17 protein-coding genes are annotated in these 17,133 nt (G+C 71.6%); 12 read left to right on the top strand and 5 right to left on the bottom strand.

What is annotated here, in order from left to right:
- Window positions 1–8: 8 nt before the first annotated feature.
- From ACIA1L_RS31995 to ACIA1L_RS31975, 5 genes are read right to left on the bottom strand one after another with little or no spacing between them, the layout of a single operon-like run.
- Entirely contained in the window at window positions 9–1,154 is a 1,146-nt protein-coding gene (locus ACIA1L_RS31995; RefSeq protein ID WP_396076792.1) for a hypothetical protein, read from the bottom strand.
- Between the two features lie 53 nt (window positions 1,155–1,207).
- Window positions 1,208–3,295: a methyltransferase, FxLD system gene (gene fxlM, locus ACIA1L_RS31990; protein WP_396076791.1), complete on the bottom strand. Its 2,088-nt coding sequence runs from the start codon at window positions 3,293–3,295 to the stop codon at window positions 1,208–1,210.
- Window positions 3,296–3,321: 26 nt separating this feature from the next.
- Complete coding sequence (locus tag ACIA1L_RS31985; protein WP_396076790.1) at window positions 3,322–4,599, bottom strand: lanthionine synthetase C family protein; 1,278 nt, start codon at window positions 4,597–4,599, stop codon at window positions 3,322–3,324.
- Complete coding sequence (locus ACIA1L_RS31980) at window positions 4,596–7,745, bottom strand: lantibiotic dehydratase (RefSeq protein ID WP_396076789.1); 3,150 nt, start codon at window positions 7,743–7,745, stop codon at window positions 4,596–4,598. Before ACIA1L_RS31980 ends, ACIA1L_RS31985 begins: the two co-directional genes overlap by 4 nt.
- Before the next feature lie 59 nt (window positions 7,746–7,804).
- Window positions 7,805–7,951, bottom strand: a complete 147-nt coding sequence (locus ACIA1L_RS31975) for an FxLD family lanthipeptide (RefSeq protein ID WP_396076788.1) — start codon at window positions 7,949–7,951, stop codon at window positions 7,805–7,807.
- 368 nt (window positions 7,952–8,319) lie between these two features.
- Between ACIA1L_RS31975 and fxlM (ACIA1L_RS31970) the strand changes: the two genes are divergently transcribed.
- The 12 genes from fxlM (ACIA1L_RS31970) to ACIA1L_RS31915 all read left to right on the top strand — a co-directional run bounded on the left by fxlM (ACIA1L_RS31970) (window position 8,320) and on the right by ACIA1L_RS31915 (window position 17,048).
- Window positions 8,320–9,864, top strand: a complete 1,545-nt coding sequence (gene fxlM / locus ACIA1L_RS31970) for a methyltransferase, FxLD system (RefSeq protein ID WP_396076787.1) — start codon at window positions 8,320–8,322, stop codon at window positions 9,862–9,864.
- Between the two features lie 4 nt (window positions 9,865–9,868).
- The gene (locus ACIA1L_RS31965; protein WP_396076785.1) at window positions 9,869–10,846 is read left to right on the top strand and encodes a hypothetical protein; all 978 of its coding nucleotides are present in this window, start codon (window positions 9,869–9,871) and stop codon (window positions 10,844–10,846) included.
- Window positions 10,827–11,081, top strand: coding sequence for a 7-cyano-7-deazaguanine synthase (locus ACIA1L_RS31960; protein ID WP_396076784.1), 255 nt, complete (start codon window positions 10,827–10,829; stop codon window positions 11,079–11,081). Before ACIA1L_RS31965 ends, ACIA1L_RS31960 begins: the two co-directional genes overlap by 20 nt.
- On the top strand, window positions 11,081–11,809 hold the full coding sequence (locus tag ACIA1L_RS31955; protein ID WP_396076820.1) for a 6-pyruvoyl trahydropterin synthase family protein: 729 nt from the start codon (window positions 11,081–11,083) through the stop codon (window positions 11,807–11,809). Before ACIA1L_RS31960 ends, ACIA1L_RS31955 begins: the two co-directional genes overlap by 1 nt.
- Window positions 11,803–12,522 (top strand): 7-carboxy-7-deazaguanine synthase QueE, encoded by a 720-nt coding sequence (locus ACIA1L_RS31950; RefSeq protein WP_396076783.1) that lies wholly within the window; start codon window positions 11,803–11,805, stop codon window positions 12,520–12,522. Before ACIA1L_RS31955 ends, ACIA1L_RS31950 begins: the two co-directional genes overlap by 7 nt.
- A gap of 142 nt (window positions 12,523–12,664) precedes the next feature.
- A complete protein-coding gene (locus tag ACIA1L_RS31945) occupies window positions 12,665–13,024 on the top strand; it encodes a hypothetical protein (RefSeq protein WP_396076782.1) in 360 nt (119 codons plus the stop codon).
- An 84-nt stretch (window positions 13,025–13,108) separates the two neighbouring features.
- The gene (locus tag ACIA1L_RS31940; RefSeq protein ID WP_396076781.1) at window positions 13,109–13,450 is read left to right on the top strand and encodes a hypothetical protein; all 342 of its coding nucleotides are present in this window, start codon (window positions 13,109–13,111) and stop codon (window positions 13,448–13,450) included.
- Between the two features lie 5 nt (window positions 13,451–13,455).
- Window positions 13,456–14,010, top strand: coding sequence for a formylglycine-generating enzyme family protein (locus tag ACIA1L_RS31935; protein WP_396076780.1), 555 nt, complete (start codon window positions 13,456–13,458; stop codon window positions 14,008–14,010).
- A complete protein-coding gene (locus tag ACIA1L_RS31930; protein WP_396076779.1) occupies window positions 14,007–14,492 on the top strand; it encodes a DUF6884 domain-containing protein in 486 nt (161 codons plus the stop codon). Before ACIA1L_RS31935 ends, ACIA1L_RS31930 begins: the two co-directional genes overlap by 4 nt.
- Window positions 14,489–15,553, top strand: a complete 1,065-nt coding sequence (locus tag ACIA1L_RS31925) for a glycosyltransferase family 2 protein (protein WP_396076778.1) — start codon at window positions 14,489–14,491, stop codon at window positions 15,551–15,553. The genes ACIA1L_RS31930 and ACIA1L_RS31925 overlap by 4 nt, the downstream gene beginning before the upstream one ends.
- Window positions 15,550–16,488: a radical SAM protein gene (locus ACIA1L_RS31920; RefSeq protein WP_396076777.1), complete on the top strand. Its 939-nt coding sequence runs from the start codon at window positions 15,550–15,552 to the stop codon at window positions 16,486–16,488. Before ACIA1L_RS31925 ends, ACIA1L_RS31920 begins: the two co-directional genes overlap by 4 nt.
- Complete coding sequence (locus ACIA1L_RS31915) at window positions 16,485–17,048, top strand: phosphoribosyltransferase (protein WP_396076776.1); 564 nt, start codon at window positions 16,485–16,487, stop codon at window positions 17,046–17,048. Before ACIA1L_RS31920 ends, ACIA1L_RS31915 begins: the two co-directional genes overlap by 4 nt.
- Window positions 17,049–17,133: the final 85 nt, after the last annotated feature.

The following is a 17,133-nucleotide window of genomic DNA, read 5'->3' as shown; positions in this document are numbered from 1 at the left end:
CGGAGTGGTCAGGGGTGAAGTCCGGCCAGGGCCGCGGCCATCGCTTTCTCGCAGGTGGCGATGGCGGGTTGCAGATCGTCGCGGATCCGGGCCGCGTCCGTCGGCTGGTCGAGTCCGCAGGCACGGACAGTCGCGGTCAGCTCCTGGCGGCCGGCGTCGGTGAGCGCCGCCGCGCACGCGTCGTGCAGGACCTCTTGGGCGGCGTACCCGTCGCCGCTGCGTAGTGCGAGCCGTTCGATCGTCGCGGCGACTTGCGGCCGGGTATCGCCTGCGAGTATGTGCACGCATAGGCCGAGGCGTACGGCGAACACGGCGGTGTCGTCGTCGAAGGGCAGCTCGAGGTAGCGGTCGAGCATCGTGGTGGTGGCGGCGCCGGCGGGCTGGGCGGCGGTGCGCAGGCACAGGACGTGCAGGCAGGCGGCGACTGCGCGTTCCCAGCCGGTTGGTGTCGTCGAGTCGGCTAGCAGCCGCAGCGCGGCCGGTACGTCGTCGTGGCTGGCGTGGGCGAGGACGGCGACCTGCCGGCCGTCGAGCAGCCGCTGGCCGACGCCATGGTGCTGCTCGACGTGGTGCAGCGCCTGCGCCCAGCGGCCCGCGCGGGTGAGGGCGCGGGTGCCGTCGGCGAGCAGGACGGTCCAGAGCCACTGCACAAGTTCGCGGTGCGCGTCGCGTTCGTGCACCAGGTCTTCGCAGTGAACGGCGCGCCCGTCGATGTAGGTGCCGGTGCGGTTCTTGACCGACTCGAACAGGTCGGCGAGCAGGGTGTAGGCGGTGGCGCCGTCGCCCGCGCGGATGTGCAGTCGGGCCAGGTTGATCAAGGGTTGCAGGGCAAGTTTCGCGGTGGCCAGCTCGTACGAGCGGCCCGCGCGGAACAGGTCGTGCTGCTGGTGGCACAGCTGGCGGGCCTGACCGGGTAGGCCGCTGTCGCTGAGGATCAGGGCGGCGAGGTTGTGGGCCCGCGCGGCCTTGGTAAGGGCCTCGCCGCCGCGGGCCGCGGCCGCGAGGCGGGCGAGGTCGTGGACTCGGGCGACCCGTTCGGCGAGGGTCGCGCCGCGCGGCTTTGGTCTCGGCACGAGCGGAAAGCGGACGGCCACCGGGTCGAGATGCGGTGCCGGCGCGGTGAGGTCGCGGGAGGACGGACTGAGGCTGATCATCGGTGTTCCTTCCGTCGTGCAGTCGGCTCCCTCGCGAAATGCGGCCGGGTCGGCTACCAGCTGATGGTGAGGCGGGTATCGGGCCGCACGATCGTGGCTGCTGCCGGCGGCGAGGTGTCGTCGCCGGTGCGCAGGTAGGCGGTGATCAGGGGACTTGCGGCCCGCTCGCGGTGCCACTGGTGGAGCAGGTCTACGAGCCTGGCGGCGAGATCGTCGGCGTCGGGGCCGTGGGCGATCACGCCGAGCTCGGCGGGGTCGCCGCGGTGGGGGCGCAACGCGAGGTAGGCGAGGTTGCGGTCGTCGTAGAGGGCGGCGCCGCCCCAGCGCAGCGCGGGGTTGAGCAGCCCGGCCTCGCGGGCTTCCGGGGCGGCGGACAGACGCCCGAAGCGGTCCTTGGCGTAGTTGGCCAGCCACAGGTCGAGGTGCTCGACCGGGTCAGCGTCGGCGGTTTGGATGCCGGTCCACTGCTCATGGCCAGGCAGGGTGAGCGCGTGCGTGAGGGCGGCCTGGTCGGCGTCGTCGCCGGCTTCGACGTGGAACACGACGTGTTCGCCGAGACGCACGTGCGCCTCGATCGTTTCGCTGGCGCCGCGCATCGGCACGAACCCGCAGACGTACGCGGACTGGCTGGTCATGCGGTCGGTTGCGGCGCGGTCGAAAGCGATCACCCGGGTGAGGCCGCTGCCGTGCAGGCGCAGCGGCACGACCAGCCGCCCGCTCGGGGCGAGTTGTTCCCACCAGGCGTGGACCAGGTCCCAGGAGCCGGCGGTCACGATGATCCGGTCGTACGGTGCCTGGTCGAGGTGGCCGAGGGCGCCGTCGCCGCAGACCACTGTCACCTGGGGGTAGCCGGCCCGGGCGAGGCCCGCGCGGGCGCCGGCGGCGAGGTCGCTGTCGAGTTCGATGGTGACCACGGTGCCGGTTGGGCCGACCAGTTCGGCGAGCAGGGCGGCGTTGATGCCGGTCGCCGCACCGATCTCCAGTACCCGGTCGCCGGGGTGCACGTCGAGCTGTTCCAGCATGGTCGCCACGAGTTTCGGGCTGGAGGCCGAGGACAGCGCGCTGCCGTCATCGGCGCGTTTCGTGACGACCGGTCGCGGCTGGTAGGCGGTTTCCAGGTCGACGCCCGGCAGGAACAGGTGCCGGGGTACGGTCCGGAACGCGGCTTCGACCTGCGATGTCTTGAAGACGTTCCAGCTGCGGATGTAGTCGGCCAGCGCGTGACGTAGCTGCTGCACGTCGCGCGGCTCGTCGGTGGTCGTGGTGGTGTCGGCGCTCGGGTGGCTGGTCACCGGCGCGACTGTATCGGCCTGCTTGTCCGGCGGGGTGCTGCTGAGTTTCGGGGCGGGGGTGAATTGCTGCTGGAAGGTGATGCGGCTGATGGCAGTCGCCAGCAGGTGCTGGTCGGCGGCGGCGACGCCGTGGCGGTTGAGGGCGAACAGCAGGTGGTGGGCCAGGACGGCGCGCAGGCCGCGGGTGAGTTCACCCGCGTGCGCGAGGCGGGCCAGCGCGAGCCCGGCGTGCTCGAACGCGTCTGACCAGCGCGGGATGTCGGCGAGTGGGCTGTCTGGGGTGTCGACGGTGGCGGTGATCAGGCGGCGCACGTCACCGATCAGCGCCGCCGACGGTTCGACCGGGCGTTCAGGGGTGCGGTGCGCGGCGAGCTGGGTCCAGATGTCGCCCTGTTCGTAGAAGTCCTGCCCGGCCGCGCGCAGCAGACGGCTGCCCAGGATCAGGGCGAGTTCGCGGCGGTGGTCGGTGCGGGCCTGCGCGAGGTGCTCGAGCAGGTGCCGGCTGTCGGCGTGGAACAGGTCGTGGGCGATGTCCATGGCGGCCTCGCCGCCGAACGCATGAATCTCCGGCTCGTATACCACCATGGCGCAGCTGCTGACGCCGTCAGCGGCGGCGAGGCTGGCGATCAGTTCGTCGACCGTGCATGCCTGCTGGGTGGGTCCGGGACGCAGCCGCAGCCGCCAGGTGTCGCCCTTGCGGACGAACCACCAGCCGGACACGGCGCCGGTGGCTGCGGCGGCGGCAAGCCAGGGCCGTAGAAGGGTCGCGGCGATCGTCTCGGCGCGGCGCCAGTCGGTGCTGGTGATGTTGAGCTGGCGCCAGCCGGCGCCCGGGTCGCTGTCGAGCATGGAGACGGTGTTCCTTCCCAAGGGGGTTAGTCGAGCAGCAGGCAGGAAGTCCAGTCACCGGTGGTGCCGGCGGTGAGGTGATGCAAGGTCAGCGCGATGCCGGCGCGGCCGTCGACCAGGCCGGGAAGGTCGTCGGGCAGCGGGTCACGGGCGTGGGTCACCAGTCGCTCGAGCAGCGCCGGTAGGTGTGTGCCGACGGCGGGGCAGAGGGCGTCGGCGTGTACGTGCCAGGCGGTCAGGGCGAGCCCGGCCCAGCCGTGGCAGATCGCCGGGTCGACGATCTGCGCGAGCTGGGCGGGGTCGGCCAGGCAGGCGGCGAGGGCCTGTTCGGCGGCGTGTTGCCGGTCGCGGTCGCCGAGCGCGATCCCGGCGAGCTGCAGGGCGCGGGCCAGTCCCGGGGTGCCGTAGCACCAAGAGGGACGGCCCGGCCCGGCCGCCGGCCGGGGGCCGGTGTGCAGGTCGGAGACGTCGATGTGCGGCGGCCACCATGAGCCGGTAGGGGAGTCGACGCGCCACTGGTCGAGCCATTCGCAGATGCGGGTAAGGGCGGCGGCGTGACCGTCGACGGTGATGCCGTGGCGTATCGCCAGGCTGAGCAGGGCGAGCGGTCCGGCGATGCCGTGCGCCATGCCGAAGTTGCCGTGCCCGCCCGGCCAGCGCGGATCGGGCCCACCGTACGGGCCGTCCGGGCTCCACCAGCCGGGCGCCTGCGGTCCGGCCTCGTCGTCGATGAGCAGCGGTTCGCTCAGGCGCACCAGGTAGGCCAGGACGCGGCGGATCAGAGTGCCGTGCGGGTGGCGGTGCAGCAGGTAAGCGCCGAGGCCGGTCAGCCCGCGGACCAGGTCGTACTCCGCCACCGGGGGCCGCAGGCATGCGGCGAGGCGGGTATCGGCGGCGACCAGGCGGCGATGCACGAGCCGGGTCACGGCCTCGTCGAGTTGCGCAAGGGCCTGCGGGTGCTGCTGGGCGGCGGTCGTGTGAAGGGAAAATGTCACCGCGGGGGCGCCGAACCATAGGCCCGCTTTGGGGCCGGCGGAGAGGTCTTCGCGGGTTGCCTGGGCCAGCCACGCGTGGACCCGGGCCTGCGGGCCGTCACCGTTGTGGGCGCGTTCGGCGTGCAGGATGGCCACGCCTGCCGCTCCTTTGGACAGTGATTGGTCGCGCCACCGGCGGCTGCCCGGATCGTCGCCGCCCAGGTCGATGACCGGTGGGGGAGCGGCCAGAGTATCGGCCAGCTCCGCCGCCGCGGCGACGGCAGCACGGTGGTGCACGGCGGCGCCCGCCGGGCGGGTGGGTGCGGTCATCGGAACGGTCCTGCGTTTACGGGGCGGCGGCACGTGGCGGCCAGCGCGACGGCGCGGGCCAGCCGGTACGTGAGCGCCTCGGTGTCAACGTCCACGCCGTGTACGCGCACGTGGTGCAGGTGCAGCAGCGAGGAGAGCACCGACGAGGGGGTCACGTGGGTGGTCGCGGCGGTCAGCCGGTCGGCGTAGCGTGCGGCGCACGCGCGCCGGGTCTGCCAGGCCGCCGCGAGCGGTGACCCATCGGTCAGCGGACCCGGCTGGGCAGGCTCCAGGGCGAGGGCAGCGAGCGCGAAGGCCTGCCGACGCAGGTCACGATCGCGCAGCCGGCCCGCCCGCTCCAGGTCGGATTCACGGTGCTCGACCAGCCAGCGCAGCGCCGCGGCCCGGCCGCCGGTCACCCCAGCAGCGAGGTCGAGCAGGCTCACGGCGGTCAGCGCGTACGGATGCACCTGCGGGTCGGCCTGCGTTACGGCGAGCTGGGCGAGAGCCGCCGCGGAGTCAGCCGCGAACACATCCTCGGCCGCGGCCAGCACCGCCGCGGAGCCGTACCGGGCGGTTTCCGGGTGATACGTGTCGAGACTGACGTCGCCAAGCAGACGGTGGTGGCGCAGCTCACCGGCCCAAGCCCAGACCCGGCCGGCAGCCGCGGCGTAGGTGGTCGCGGCGTCGACCCCTATCCGCAGCCGCAGGTGCGGCACCGGATGGCGGTAGCGCACGAACCACCACACCGGCGGCTGATCCCACTGGGCCAGCAGAGCGGGCAGGTGCCGGATCAGGAGCAGGTCGATGGTCTCCGGTGGGCCGTACAGCTTGGCGAACACCACCCGCTGCGCGTCGCCGGTGCCGTCACCGGTCAGCAACGGGACCGGCCGCGGACGGCGCACCGCAGCCGGGGCGGGGGCCGGTGACGCCGTGCGCGCCAGCGGCACGAGGATCTCGTGAGCGCGCCCCCCGAGCCAGCCGTACTCATCCGGCCGCGCGGCCTCTACCACAGTGATGGGGCCGCCTGCGCCGTCGAGGTGATCGCGGAGCACCGCGGTGTCCATATCGTCCTCCAGGTCCAGCCGTAATTGCTGGTCCCCGGCGCCCACGCCCACGTGCCCAGGCCATCGCAGCCGGTGCCGCAGCTGCGTCAGCGCCTTGCGCCAGTCGTTCATCGTGGCGCCGCGCTCGGGCAGGTCGGCGGCGGTGATCCGCCAACGGGCCGCGCGCAGCACGCTGCGCCGATACCGCAGCCGGGGCAGGAATGGCAGCACGGCGGCCGCGCCCCAGTCGAACATTGCCACCCGCCCGGTGTGAGCCTGAGGGATGTCGGCGAGTAGCCGGGCCAGCAGCGGCATCGTGTGCCGCGCCGCCGCGCAGGCCAGCACCGGCTCCACCACCCGGCGACGCGACAGCGACACCACGTACATCCGTGTCGCGTCTGCGGTGACCGCCAGGTCTTCCAGCGGCAGCCCATCCGGCACACCGTCGGGGTGCTCGGCGAGCGTGACCACCGCGTCCAGAACAAGCGGTGCCCGCAGCACGTTCTGCGCGTGAAGCCGGTGCGCCGGAAACGACACCTGGGCCAGCAGGGCACCGTCGACCCCGACCGGAAGCCCGGCGTAGCAGTCGCGCATCCGGGCACGGTCATCATCAGGCAGAACGTTCAGGAACCGGCCGCTCGTGGCAAGCGCCGACCGGCCGATCCCCGTGACAGCGAGAGTGAACGCGCCCTCGTCAACGTCCTGGAGGCGGGCTGCCCGGACCTCGGCGCAGATATCCATGTGAGCTGGCGCCGCCGGCCCCGCCCCCGAGGCCTCGCTGAGCCGGCGCAGCAGGTCGTCGTCGATGACCACCTCGATCCGCCCGTCGAGGGCCGCCTGCTCCGCCATCGTGAGCAGATATTCATCGCGGACCGACAGCGCCTCTCGGTGCTGTCCGTCCGAGTCGTAGTGGCCGGGGTAGCCAATCCCGGCGGCCGGGTCCACCAAGCGCTCGATGGCCACGACCGCTCCGAGGCCGTAGCGGGCCAAAAACCGCCGGTGATAGTCGCACCACCCGGGGTCGGCGGCAGGGGACAGCCGCGCCAGCGCATCGCCAGCCCTGGCCACCTCGTCGGCCACGACCTGCGGAAGTTGCACCGCGGCGTCGACGCGCAGATCGACCATCAGCGGCTGATCCACCGCTGCCAACGTCTGCATCCGGCGCGCCACGGACCTGCGGCCGGTGCTGTAGCGCCACGATCCCTGGTCGGCGGCCCGCATCGAGGCGTGTACGGCGGCGAGTTCACGGACGAACGGCGCGACGGCGAGGATTTCGTCGGCGTTGACCTCCGACAGCCTGCGCAGGACGTGAGCGAGACCGTCGGCGCTGGTCGAGGGCGGCCGCAGACCGCTGATCAGCGCCCCGCAGGACATCATCTGCGCTACCAGCGCGTCGACGTCGCCGACGTCGACGCCCGGACGCCCGCCGGCGACCTCGCGGATCAGCGTAAGCACCTCGACCGGGATTCGGGCCGCCTGCAACACGGCCTGCACACCGCTTCTGTAGGGAACCGACACCTCCACCCGGCCCCTCCGGTCCCGGGATTGGTTGCTGGCGCACGGCTGCCAGGGCACCACCAGGCGATCACCCCGGGGATACACGAGCGTGTTTGCCACCACTGATAGCCGGTGCCGCAGCGGCTCTGATTCTTCGAGCTGGGCGATGACAGCGGCGAGCCAGGCCGCGTCAGCGCGGGTCACCGTGCGATGTTCGTCGGCCCACGACACCGACACGCTCGCACCGAACCGCAACGCGCTCACCCCGGCGAACATCCCGAACGGGGTAGCCCGTCGACGGGACCGCAGCAGATACCTAGCCATCGACATGACCAGCCGTCGCACCTGAGCAGGCTCCGGAGTGTGTCCCTCGCGTATGGACTCGATGCGGTTGGCCAGTGCTGGGCTAGCTGTCGTGATCGCCGCTGCGATATCCGCGTGAGCCCACAGCCCGATCAGCCACGCAAGCCAGGGCGCCAGGTCCGAGCCGAACTCTGAGGCGGGCCACATCTGCTCTGGCCAGGCGTTGAAGGGGTGCACGCTGGCTCGCAACAAGGGTGCGTCGACCGGTTCGTAACCGCCAGGCACGCGCTTCACCACGATCTCCTCACCGCTCTTGACCACGCCGTCACCTACGACCGGACTCCTCCGGCGGCAGACGAGCGCCGCCGGAGGAGCAGCGATCAGCAGTCGCTACCTCGGACGGTGTCGCACCCGTCGTCGGTGTTCGCCAGCAGCACCTCAGCCGCGGGCCCGACCTCAACGATGCGCACGTCCAAGGGCGCGAAGTCGTCGTCGTCCGACGTGACCTGGGGGATCTGCGGAGTCATAGCACTCTCCTGTCGTAGCGGATGGTGAAACCAGCTAAGCGGACAGTGAGACTGCGGAGTTTCACCGATGTTGCACTCCGGCGCGAGGTGAGCCCCACTCCGCAGCCACCTAGGACCGAGACGGGGCCCTTCTCAAGCGAGCCGAAGGGGCCGCGGACGACCGTCCTGCGGAAATGAGCGATAACTGCCGTGATGTCAACCTAGGTTGACGAGCCGGTCGCGGGGCGTCTTCCCGCTGCACCTCGAACGTGGCCATCGTCCTTTGGGCGCCGGACCGAGATGGCTGTACTGGGTGACCGCAAACAGCACCGGAGCGGACCTCCCGCGCGCTGCACGACCCGCAGTGGCGGAAACCGATGGTCACCTCCATGACCCGCCTGCTCACCGTCAACCCGCTCGCCCTGGCCGAGCCCGGTGGGCCTCTCGCTGCGCATCGGCCGTGGATCGCCGCGTTCGAACAATGCGGCCAAGAACTGCTTACCCTCGCCCAGCAAGGCCGGCTCCGGCGCGGGCTGCGCGCAGTCCTGGCCCACCACGTCATCTTTCACGCCAACTGGGCCGCGATATCCGTGCCCGACCTGTCCACCATGGCGGCCCTGGCCATGACCGGCACCTTCGGCTTCGACGCCGTGGTGTCCGACCGGCCCGCGCCGCCACCGACCACTAAGGTTCCCCACGTGACTACTGTCAGTGATCAGCATGCGGCGATGCCCGACGTTCTGCGCGCCGACATGACCCAGCGGCTCGTCGACGACCAGGTCATCCGCACCCCCGCCGTACGGGACGCATTCGCCGCAGTGCCCCGGCACCTGTTCCTGCCGCACGTGCCCGCCGAGAACGCCTACAGCGACGCACCGGTCTACACCAAGACCGCCGGCGACGGCGCCCGGATCAGCGCCGCCAGCCAACCCCGCATCGTCGCGATGATGCTCGAGCAACTCGACCCCCGCCCCGGGCACCGCATCCTGGAAGCAGGCGCCGGCACCGGATACAACGCCGCCCTGCTTGGCCACCTGGCCGGACCGGACGGACACGTCACCACCGTCGACGTCGACGCCGACCTCGTCGACGGCGCCCGCGACCACCTGCAAATCGCCAGGATCACCAACGTCGACGTCGTCCTCGCCGACGGCGCCGAGGGCCACCCCGAAGGCGCGCCGTTCGACCGCATCGTCGCCATCGTCGGCGCATTCGAAGTGCCTACGCCGTGGCTGAACCAACTCGCCGACGACGGCCGCCTCGTCGTGCCGCTGCGGCTGCGCGGCGCCGCGTCCCGGTCGATCGTGTTCACCCGCACCGCCACCGGATGGCGCAGCATCGACTCGCAGCTCGCCGTGTTCATGCCGCTGCGCGGCCTCGGCGACGACGCCCGCCGCATCGTCGCCCTCACCCCCGAGCAGGACGTCACCCTGCAAGTCAACAAGGACCAAACCGTCGACGCCGGCCTGCTCGTCGGAGTGCTCGACACCCCGGCCACCACGGTATGGACGGGCGTGCTCTTCCCGCCCATGGTCCCGTACGAATGGATCGACCTGTGGCTCGCCCTGCGGCTACCCAACTCGATCATGCGAATGAACACCGCCAAGGCAGCGATCGACCGCCAGCACGTGAGCCCGATGTTCCCCTGGGGAGCGATGGCCACCGTCGAGGGCCCGAACCTGGGCTACCTGACACTGCGCCCTGCCGAACCTGTCGACGGGCAGAAGCGGTACGAGATCGGCGTCACCGCCCACGGCCCCGACGCCGGCCGCCTCACCGACCGGATCGCCGAAGAGGCGATCACCTGGGACACCCACTTCCGCCACCGCACGGTCCGTTTCGAACTACCGACGACGCCACCCGCCGCCCGCCCTGACGAAGGCACGTTCCTGATCGAGCGTCCGGACCACCCGATCGCCGTCATCTGGGAATGACGCGATGAACCCCGGGCTGATCACACAACGCTTTCCTTTGATCGCTCGGCCCCGGCCGCCGTGCACCGCCCTGCCCGCGAGGATCACCGCGCTCGCCGCACTCGTGGACAGGGCCTCCCGCGCCGGGGATCTGGTCGCCGCGTCCCGCGTCTTCAACCAGGCCGCGGCCTACCTCGCCGACCCGGCCCCGCAGATTGATGGGCAACTCGTCTTGGAGCCCCTGGTCAACCTGGCCCGGCTACACATCCGCGCCGGATCGGGACAAGACGCTGTGAAGCTCCTCGACGACCTATACCAGGCAGTCAGGAACCGCCAGGACACGGTGATCAACGGCGTAACGGTGCCGGCCGCCGCGCTCACCAACACGTCCGAACGGCACCAAGACCTGAGCCGATGGGCGTGGAGCGTCCAACTCGCCGACGGCACCAGGGCGCTGACCCTGGCCGGTCGCTGGGACGACGCCGAATCCCGGCTAAGGCGCCACCGTGGCATCGGCCGGCGCATGCTCGACGGCCGTCAAGTCGCTGTCATCGCCCACGCAATCCGCGGTGACTACGACGCCGCCCAACAACTAATCGCCGACACCCAGCCCGGCGAACCATGGGAACAGGCAGTGACAGCCTTGCTCGCCGTGCTCGCGCGGCCTGCCCTCGAACCACCCACCCCATCAGCACACGAGACAATGATCCACGCCTACCGCGCCCTACCGGGCAACTCTTCGCTGATCGTGTTCCACACACGCCATGCCCTGTCGATCCTCGATAGCGCCTGCACGCACTCCCGACTCGAGACCGCGAGCATCGCGCGAAACCTCATCGACACTGTGCTGAAGTCCGCGGACGGGTACGCAGCCCGTGAACTGCTCGCGCACCCCGGCTGCACGGCTGTCGGAGGTGTGGCGCAGATCAAAGGCCTCACGGCCTTGGTGCACCGGGCCGGCCTTCCTCGACGCCTTCGGGCACATGGTCGCGGTCGCTACTGAAGGGCTCACGCCGGAGCCGCTGACCGTGGCGGCGCCGTTCCTGGCGATGACGAAAGCGCAGATCGTCGCGCTCGGCGCCGACCTGGGGGTGCCGTTCGCCGACACCTGGTCCTGCTACCGCGGCGAGGCGGCGCATTGCGGCACCTGCGGCACCTGCACTGAGCGGCGCGAGGCGTTCACCGTCGCCGGCATTGCGGACCCGACCCGCTACGCCGGTTCCGGGCAGGGGGCGTGATGTTCCGCATCGGTAAGCGGTTCACCTTCGAAGCAGCCCACGACATTCCGGCCAGCCACCAGGGCGATTGCCCTGCCGGCCTGCACGGTCACACCTACACCGTCGGCGTGGTCCTGGCTGCGAAGCGCCTCGAGCGGCCCGGCTTCGTCGTGGACTTCGCCGCCCTCCAGCCGTTCGGCCGCCACCTCGACGAGGAACTCGACCACCGCCTGCTCAACGACGTGCTCGGCCAAGTGCCGACACATGGTGTGCTCAGCAGCTACCTGCGGTATTGGCTCGACACCCACCTGACGCTGCCCGCCGAACGGGTAATTCTGGAGTCGGTGAGCGTGCACACCCCGGCCCCGGCCTCGCCGCAGCAGCCGGCGGAGTTCGGCACCACGGAGGTGCGGTTCGAGGCGGCGCACCGCCTTCCGAACCTTGCCGAGGGCCACAAATGCGGGCGCCTGCACGGGCACAGTTACCGCGCCGGGCTCGTCCTGGACGGGGCATCCGCGCTGCCTCCGGCGGCGGCAGACGCATTCACCGCCTACGTCGACCGCGCGCTGCACGGCCAGCTCCTCAACGTCAGCGTCGCGCAGGCCGGCCCGCCGACCAGCGAGAACCTGGCCCGGCATCTGCACGAGTGGGTCGGCAAGGAACTCGACCTGCCCGGCATCCGGGTCACCGCGGTGCGGGTGTCGGAGACCGCGTCCACGTGGGCCGAGTATGAGGAGTCGGCGTGGTGACCGCGTTGGCCGAAGCACGCGCCGGCGGTGACCTGCTGGTAGCGGAGTTGTTCGGGCCGACCGTGCAGGGTGAGGGCCCGTCGATGGGGCAGCGGGCCGTGTTCGTCCGGCTCGCCGGATGCCATCTGTCCTGCACGTGGTGCGATACCGCCTTCACCTGGGATGCCGCACGGTATGACCTCGACGCGCACCGCCGCAGGATGCCGGTCGCCGAGGTCGTGGCGTGGGTGCGAGCCCGCGGCGCGGCGATGGTGGTGCTGACCGGCGGAGAGCCGTTGTTGCAGCAGGCTGCGCTGGTCGAGCTGGCCGCCCCGTTGTACCAGGCGGGTGTGCGTGTCGAGGTGGAGACGTCCGGCACGGTGGTGCCGCGCCGGCGGCTGCTGGTGTCGGTGACCGCGTTCAACGTCAGCCCGAAACTTGCCAACTCCGGCATCGCCGCGACGGCGCGGATCCGCCCGTCCGCGCTCGCGGCATTGGCGGCGAGCGGCAAAGCGGTGTTCAAGTTCGTGGCCGTCGACCGCGGTGACTTGGCGGAAATCGCCGAGCTGGAACAGGCACACCGGCTCACGCCGATTTGGGTGATGCCGGAAGGCCGCACCCCGGAGCAGGTGCTGCACCGGTGCCGTGAGCTGGCGGAGGACGTGATTGCGCGGGGCTGGAACCTGTCGACCCGGCTGCACGTGCTGCTGTGGGGTGATCAGCGTGGCCGGTGACGGGCCTGGACGGGGCCGTCTTTCCCGCCGCCTCGGATCGCGTGTGCTGGGTAGCGACCTCGATGATCATGGTGGCGGGAGCGTTCCTGCCGTCCAGGTAACCGCCACCCTACCGAATAGGGGCCGGGCCGCGCACTCCCTGATGCCCTATCTGATCGATCCGGGACACCTGCACCGCGCCGCCCGCGCCTGCATGCGGCGGAGCTCGTCGCCGGGTGTCGACGGGCTGAGCTGGGCGCAGTACCGGCAGGGCCTGCGGGAACGCCTGGCCGGCCTCGCCGGGCGACTCCACGAAGGATCGTGGGTGCCGGCGCCGCTGCGCGAGGTCACCATCGACACGTACACCGGTAAGACGATGCGCGCCGGGATCCCCACGGTCGAGGACCGCATCGTGCACCGGGCAATCCGCACCGCAGTGGACCCTATCCTGGAACGACGGGCGTACGCGCCGTGGGTGTCGGGGTACCGGCCGGGCCGCAACCGGCTCACCGCCGTGCGGTAGGCCGCCTTCCAACTCGTACACCACCACTGGGTCATCGACGTCGACGTCCGCGCGGCCTCCGAAGGAGGAACGACAGGCCAACTCGTGGACTGGCTCGCCGAGCACGTGCACGACGGCGCGTTCCTTCACCGGGTCCGCACCGCCGTCGACGGATTCCCGCACCCTTTAATTCCCGGAACCGGGTTGTGGCCGATGCTGTTCAACCTGCGGCTGACCCAGGTGGATCGCCTGCTCGACGACCTGCCGGTGGTGCGGTTCGCGGACAACTACGTGGCGTTCGCCGACGACCCCACCACCGCCATCCTCGGCCTCACCCGGGTCAGCACCGCGCTGCGCAGCGTCGGCCTTAAACCCAACGTGGACAAGACGCGCCTGCGCCCGCCGGGCACGGTCAATCCCGAAGACCTCTTCCTGATCGGCGGCTGACCCCCATGCGACCGTTGACCTGGATCCACATCTCCGGCGGGCTGTGCCGCTACGGCGACCGCGGCACCCCCCGCAACGTGCCGTCGCTGTCCTGGACGTGCACCCCGCTCACCTACGGGCAACTCGGCTGGACTGCCAAGCACCCCGATCTGCCGGTGACGCGCCTGGCCCAGGCTGCCGCCGCCGGGATCGCCGCCGACCTCGGCGGACGCCTGCCCACCTCCGCCGAGTGGGAATGGATGGCCGCCGGACCGCAGCGGCGCCACTTCCCCTGGGGCGACACCGAGTGGCAGCACCCACGGGCCGCGCTCGCCCCCGCCGGTCACCGCCGCCCCGGCCCGGTAGGCAGCTACCCGGACGGCGCCACCCCCGAAGGCATGCTGGACGTCGCCGGGAACGTGTGGGAGTGGACCGCCACGCCGCTGCTCGGCGACGGGCACATCATCCGCGGCGGCTCCTACGCCTCCGCCGTGCTGTACGCGAAGTGCACCTTCCTCAACGCCGCCCCGGCCGAGCTGTGCTCGCCGGGCATCGGGCTGCGGGTGGTGAAACTGGCATGATGCGCAGACGGTTGCGGTGGGCGCCGCCGGATCCGGTCACCGACCGGCTCGTCTTCGTCGGCTGCTCGCGCCGCAAACGCGCCGCCACCCGCCCCCTCCAGGCGTTGGAACTGTACGAGGGCGGCTGTATCCCCCAGCTCCGTGCCCGCCTCGGAAGGCACCCGGCGTACAGCACCCGGCTGCGGATCTTGTCCGCCGAGCACGGTCTGCTCGACGCCGACACACCGGTGCTGCCGTACGACCGCCCGCTCGATCCCGACCGCGCCGCGCAACTGCAACCTGTCGTCGGCGCGGACCTGCTGGCCGAAGCCGCCCGCGACGGCATGCCGCGCCACCTGCTCGTCGTGGCGGAGCCGCTGTACCTGCACTTGCTGACCGATCTGCTCAACGTCCGCCGGTTGCGGCCCGAGCTGATCCATATCCCGACGCATCACCGCTGGCCCGAGGCGGCGGCGGTACTCGACGAATGGGGATGGCCGTGAGCCGAGCCGACGCCTTTGCGCAAACCCTGCACGACCGCCTGGCGCATCACCACAACGAGTACGACGAGTTCGTCGACGACGCCCTCGAGCAGGGCGGCCTGACCTGGCGCGGGCTTGGCTGGCACGACCCCACACCCCCCGACCTGGCCCCCGGCCGCAGCCTGGCAGTGGTCATCGCCGCCCGTAACAGCGCGTACAGCCTGCCCAGCGTCCTGGACTCCCTGGCCGGTCAACAGACCGCCGCCAGCGTGCGGGTCATCGTGGTCGACGACGCCTCCACCGACACCACCGGCGATATCGCCGCCGCGCATCCCACGGTGGACATCGTGCACCGGCTCGCCGAGCGAGCCGGTTCCGGGGCCGCCCGCAATGCGGGCACATTGCTCGCCGACGGCGTCGAACAACTCGTGTACCTCGACGCCGACATGGTGCTGCCCCCGCACGTGCTGGCCGGCTTCGCCGCCCGCTACCACCCGAAACTCGTCCTCGTCGGATTCCGCCACAGCGTGCCGTACCAGCTGGGCCCGGACGGCCGGCCGGTCCTGCCCGGCGGGGAGCCGGACCTGATGCACGACCACCGGGTGAGGTGGGAACCCCCGGCCGGCAAACCGCTGTTCTACTCCGGCCTGGTCCTGGACACACCGATCATCGGCTGGCCGATGCTCGACACCCACGACCTGCGCGACCTCGGAAACCACCGCCGCTACCACGACTGGGACCTGCCGCGCATGGTGGTCACCGCCCTGGTCGCCGTCCCGTACGAAGCCGTGGACCGCGTCCGCGGGTTCGAACCGTCCTTCGGCGCCGGGTGGGGCTGCGACGACACCTACCTCGGCGCCAAGTTGATCGTCGACGGCTGCAAAGTCGTCCCGGTCCGCGCGGCTCGCGGCTGGCACATCGACCCGCCCGACGCCGACACGGCGTGGCAGGCGAAGTTCGCCACCGCCGCCGCCAACGTCGCCCGCTACCGGCGCCTGCTCCAACAACCTCTGCCCACGGGGCAGCTGCGCAACGACCCTGCCACCGCCCGGCTGCTCGCCGAAGGGACCCGCCTCAAATGATCCGCACCTTCGCCGTCGCCGGTGATGCCGGCGGCATCACCCACGACCCCGCCACCGGCCTCACCCACCACACCCCTCCACCGCAGGAGACCAGCCGGCAGCAGATCGACGACGCCGCCCTGTCCCGCTGGCCGGTCATCTCCAGCGCCGACATCGCCCGCGTCCGGCCGGTGTCGCTGTGCTGGTCACCGATCGTGCGCTGCAACCTGCCCTGCCGGCACTGCCTGGACGACACCACCGTCACCGAGGCCCGCAAGCAGGCCCGGGTGGTGATCGCCGGCGTCCTCGCCAACGCCGGGATCCTCGGCATCGACATCTCCGGCGGCGAGCCGCTGCTGCTGCGCGACCTGCCCGACCTCGCCCGCCGGATCACCGCCGGCGGCACCACGGCGGTCAGCGTCACCACCAACGGCTGGCACCTCAAACGCCGCGCCGGCGAACTCGCCGAGACGGTCGACGCCATCAGGGTCAGCCTGGACGGCCCCACCCCCGCCATCCACGACAGCCACCGCGCCCGCGGCAGCTTCACCCGCGCCTGCGCCGGAATCCGCGCCGCCGTGGATACCGGCCTGCCCGTCCAAGTGCAATTCGTGCTGATGCACGCCAACCAGGACCACCTCCAGGCGATGGTCGACCTCGCCGCCGACCTCGGCGCGGGCGGGCTCACCGTCCTGCAAATGCTGCCCATCGGCGCGGGCGCGGCGCTTGCCGACATCGAAATGCTCTCCGACGACACCGCCGAACAGCTGGTCGACGCCCTGGAGGAGCCCGACGGGTTCCGGCTGCGGCTGCGCCGCCGCGGCGCCGACGCCGGCGGCTTCACCGTCGTGCGCGCCGACGGCCGAGTATGGCGCAACGACCCCGCCGGACACGCCATCACCAGCCTGCACCTGCTCAGCAGCCCCGCCGACCTCAACCACGAGGTGGCCCGATGACCGCGACCGGCGCCCAACGCGTGTTTCGCCACCAGCTCGTGTGGCAGCTCACCGACGACGTCTTCCAGCACGCCGCCCGCCTGCTCGTGCGCGAAGCTCAGCACCGGCACGGCCCGCTGAGCGCGGTCGTCGGTATCGCCCACGGCGGCCTGCCGCTCGCCGACCTGGCCGCCGACATTATTGGCGTGCCGCACCATGCGGTCGCCGCCCGGCACAACCCGACCGACCACGCCTACGAGCAGGCCACCGGCCACGTCCACGTCGATACCAGCGCACTCGCCGCCGCCCTCGACGGCGCCCGGTTGCCTGGGCCGGTGCTGCTCGTCGACGACATCTGCGGCAGCGCCGCCACCCTCGACACCGTCATCCCCGCCCTCCAGCCCTTCCTGGAGCCGCACGCGCAGGTCATCACCGCGGTGCTGTGCCGCAACATCGGCGCCGCCCGCAACCCACACCTGTGGGTCTGGGACGTGTCCGACTGGGTGATCTTCCCCTGGGAAACCCCACCCACCACCCCAGCCAGCGCGCTGCCCGCCCCGGCCCGGATCCGGACCGCATGACACCCCCTGTGTCAACCTCACGCCGCTTGAGCGAGCGGCGGGGAGGTGGTGAACCGCGAGGCTCCGCCGTGTTTGGCGGGGTCGT

The sequence above is a fragment of the Actinoplanes sp. NPDC051859 genome, assembly GCF_044452725.1.
Lineage (GTDB): Bacteria > Actinomycetota > Actinomycetes > Mycobacteriales > Micromonosporaceae > Actinoplanes.
The sequence above is the reverse complement of the archived record's forward strand: the minus strand, read 5'-3'. Positions and strand labels throughout refer to the sequence as shown.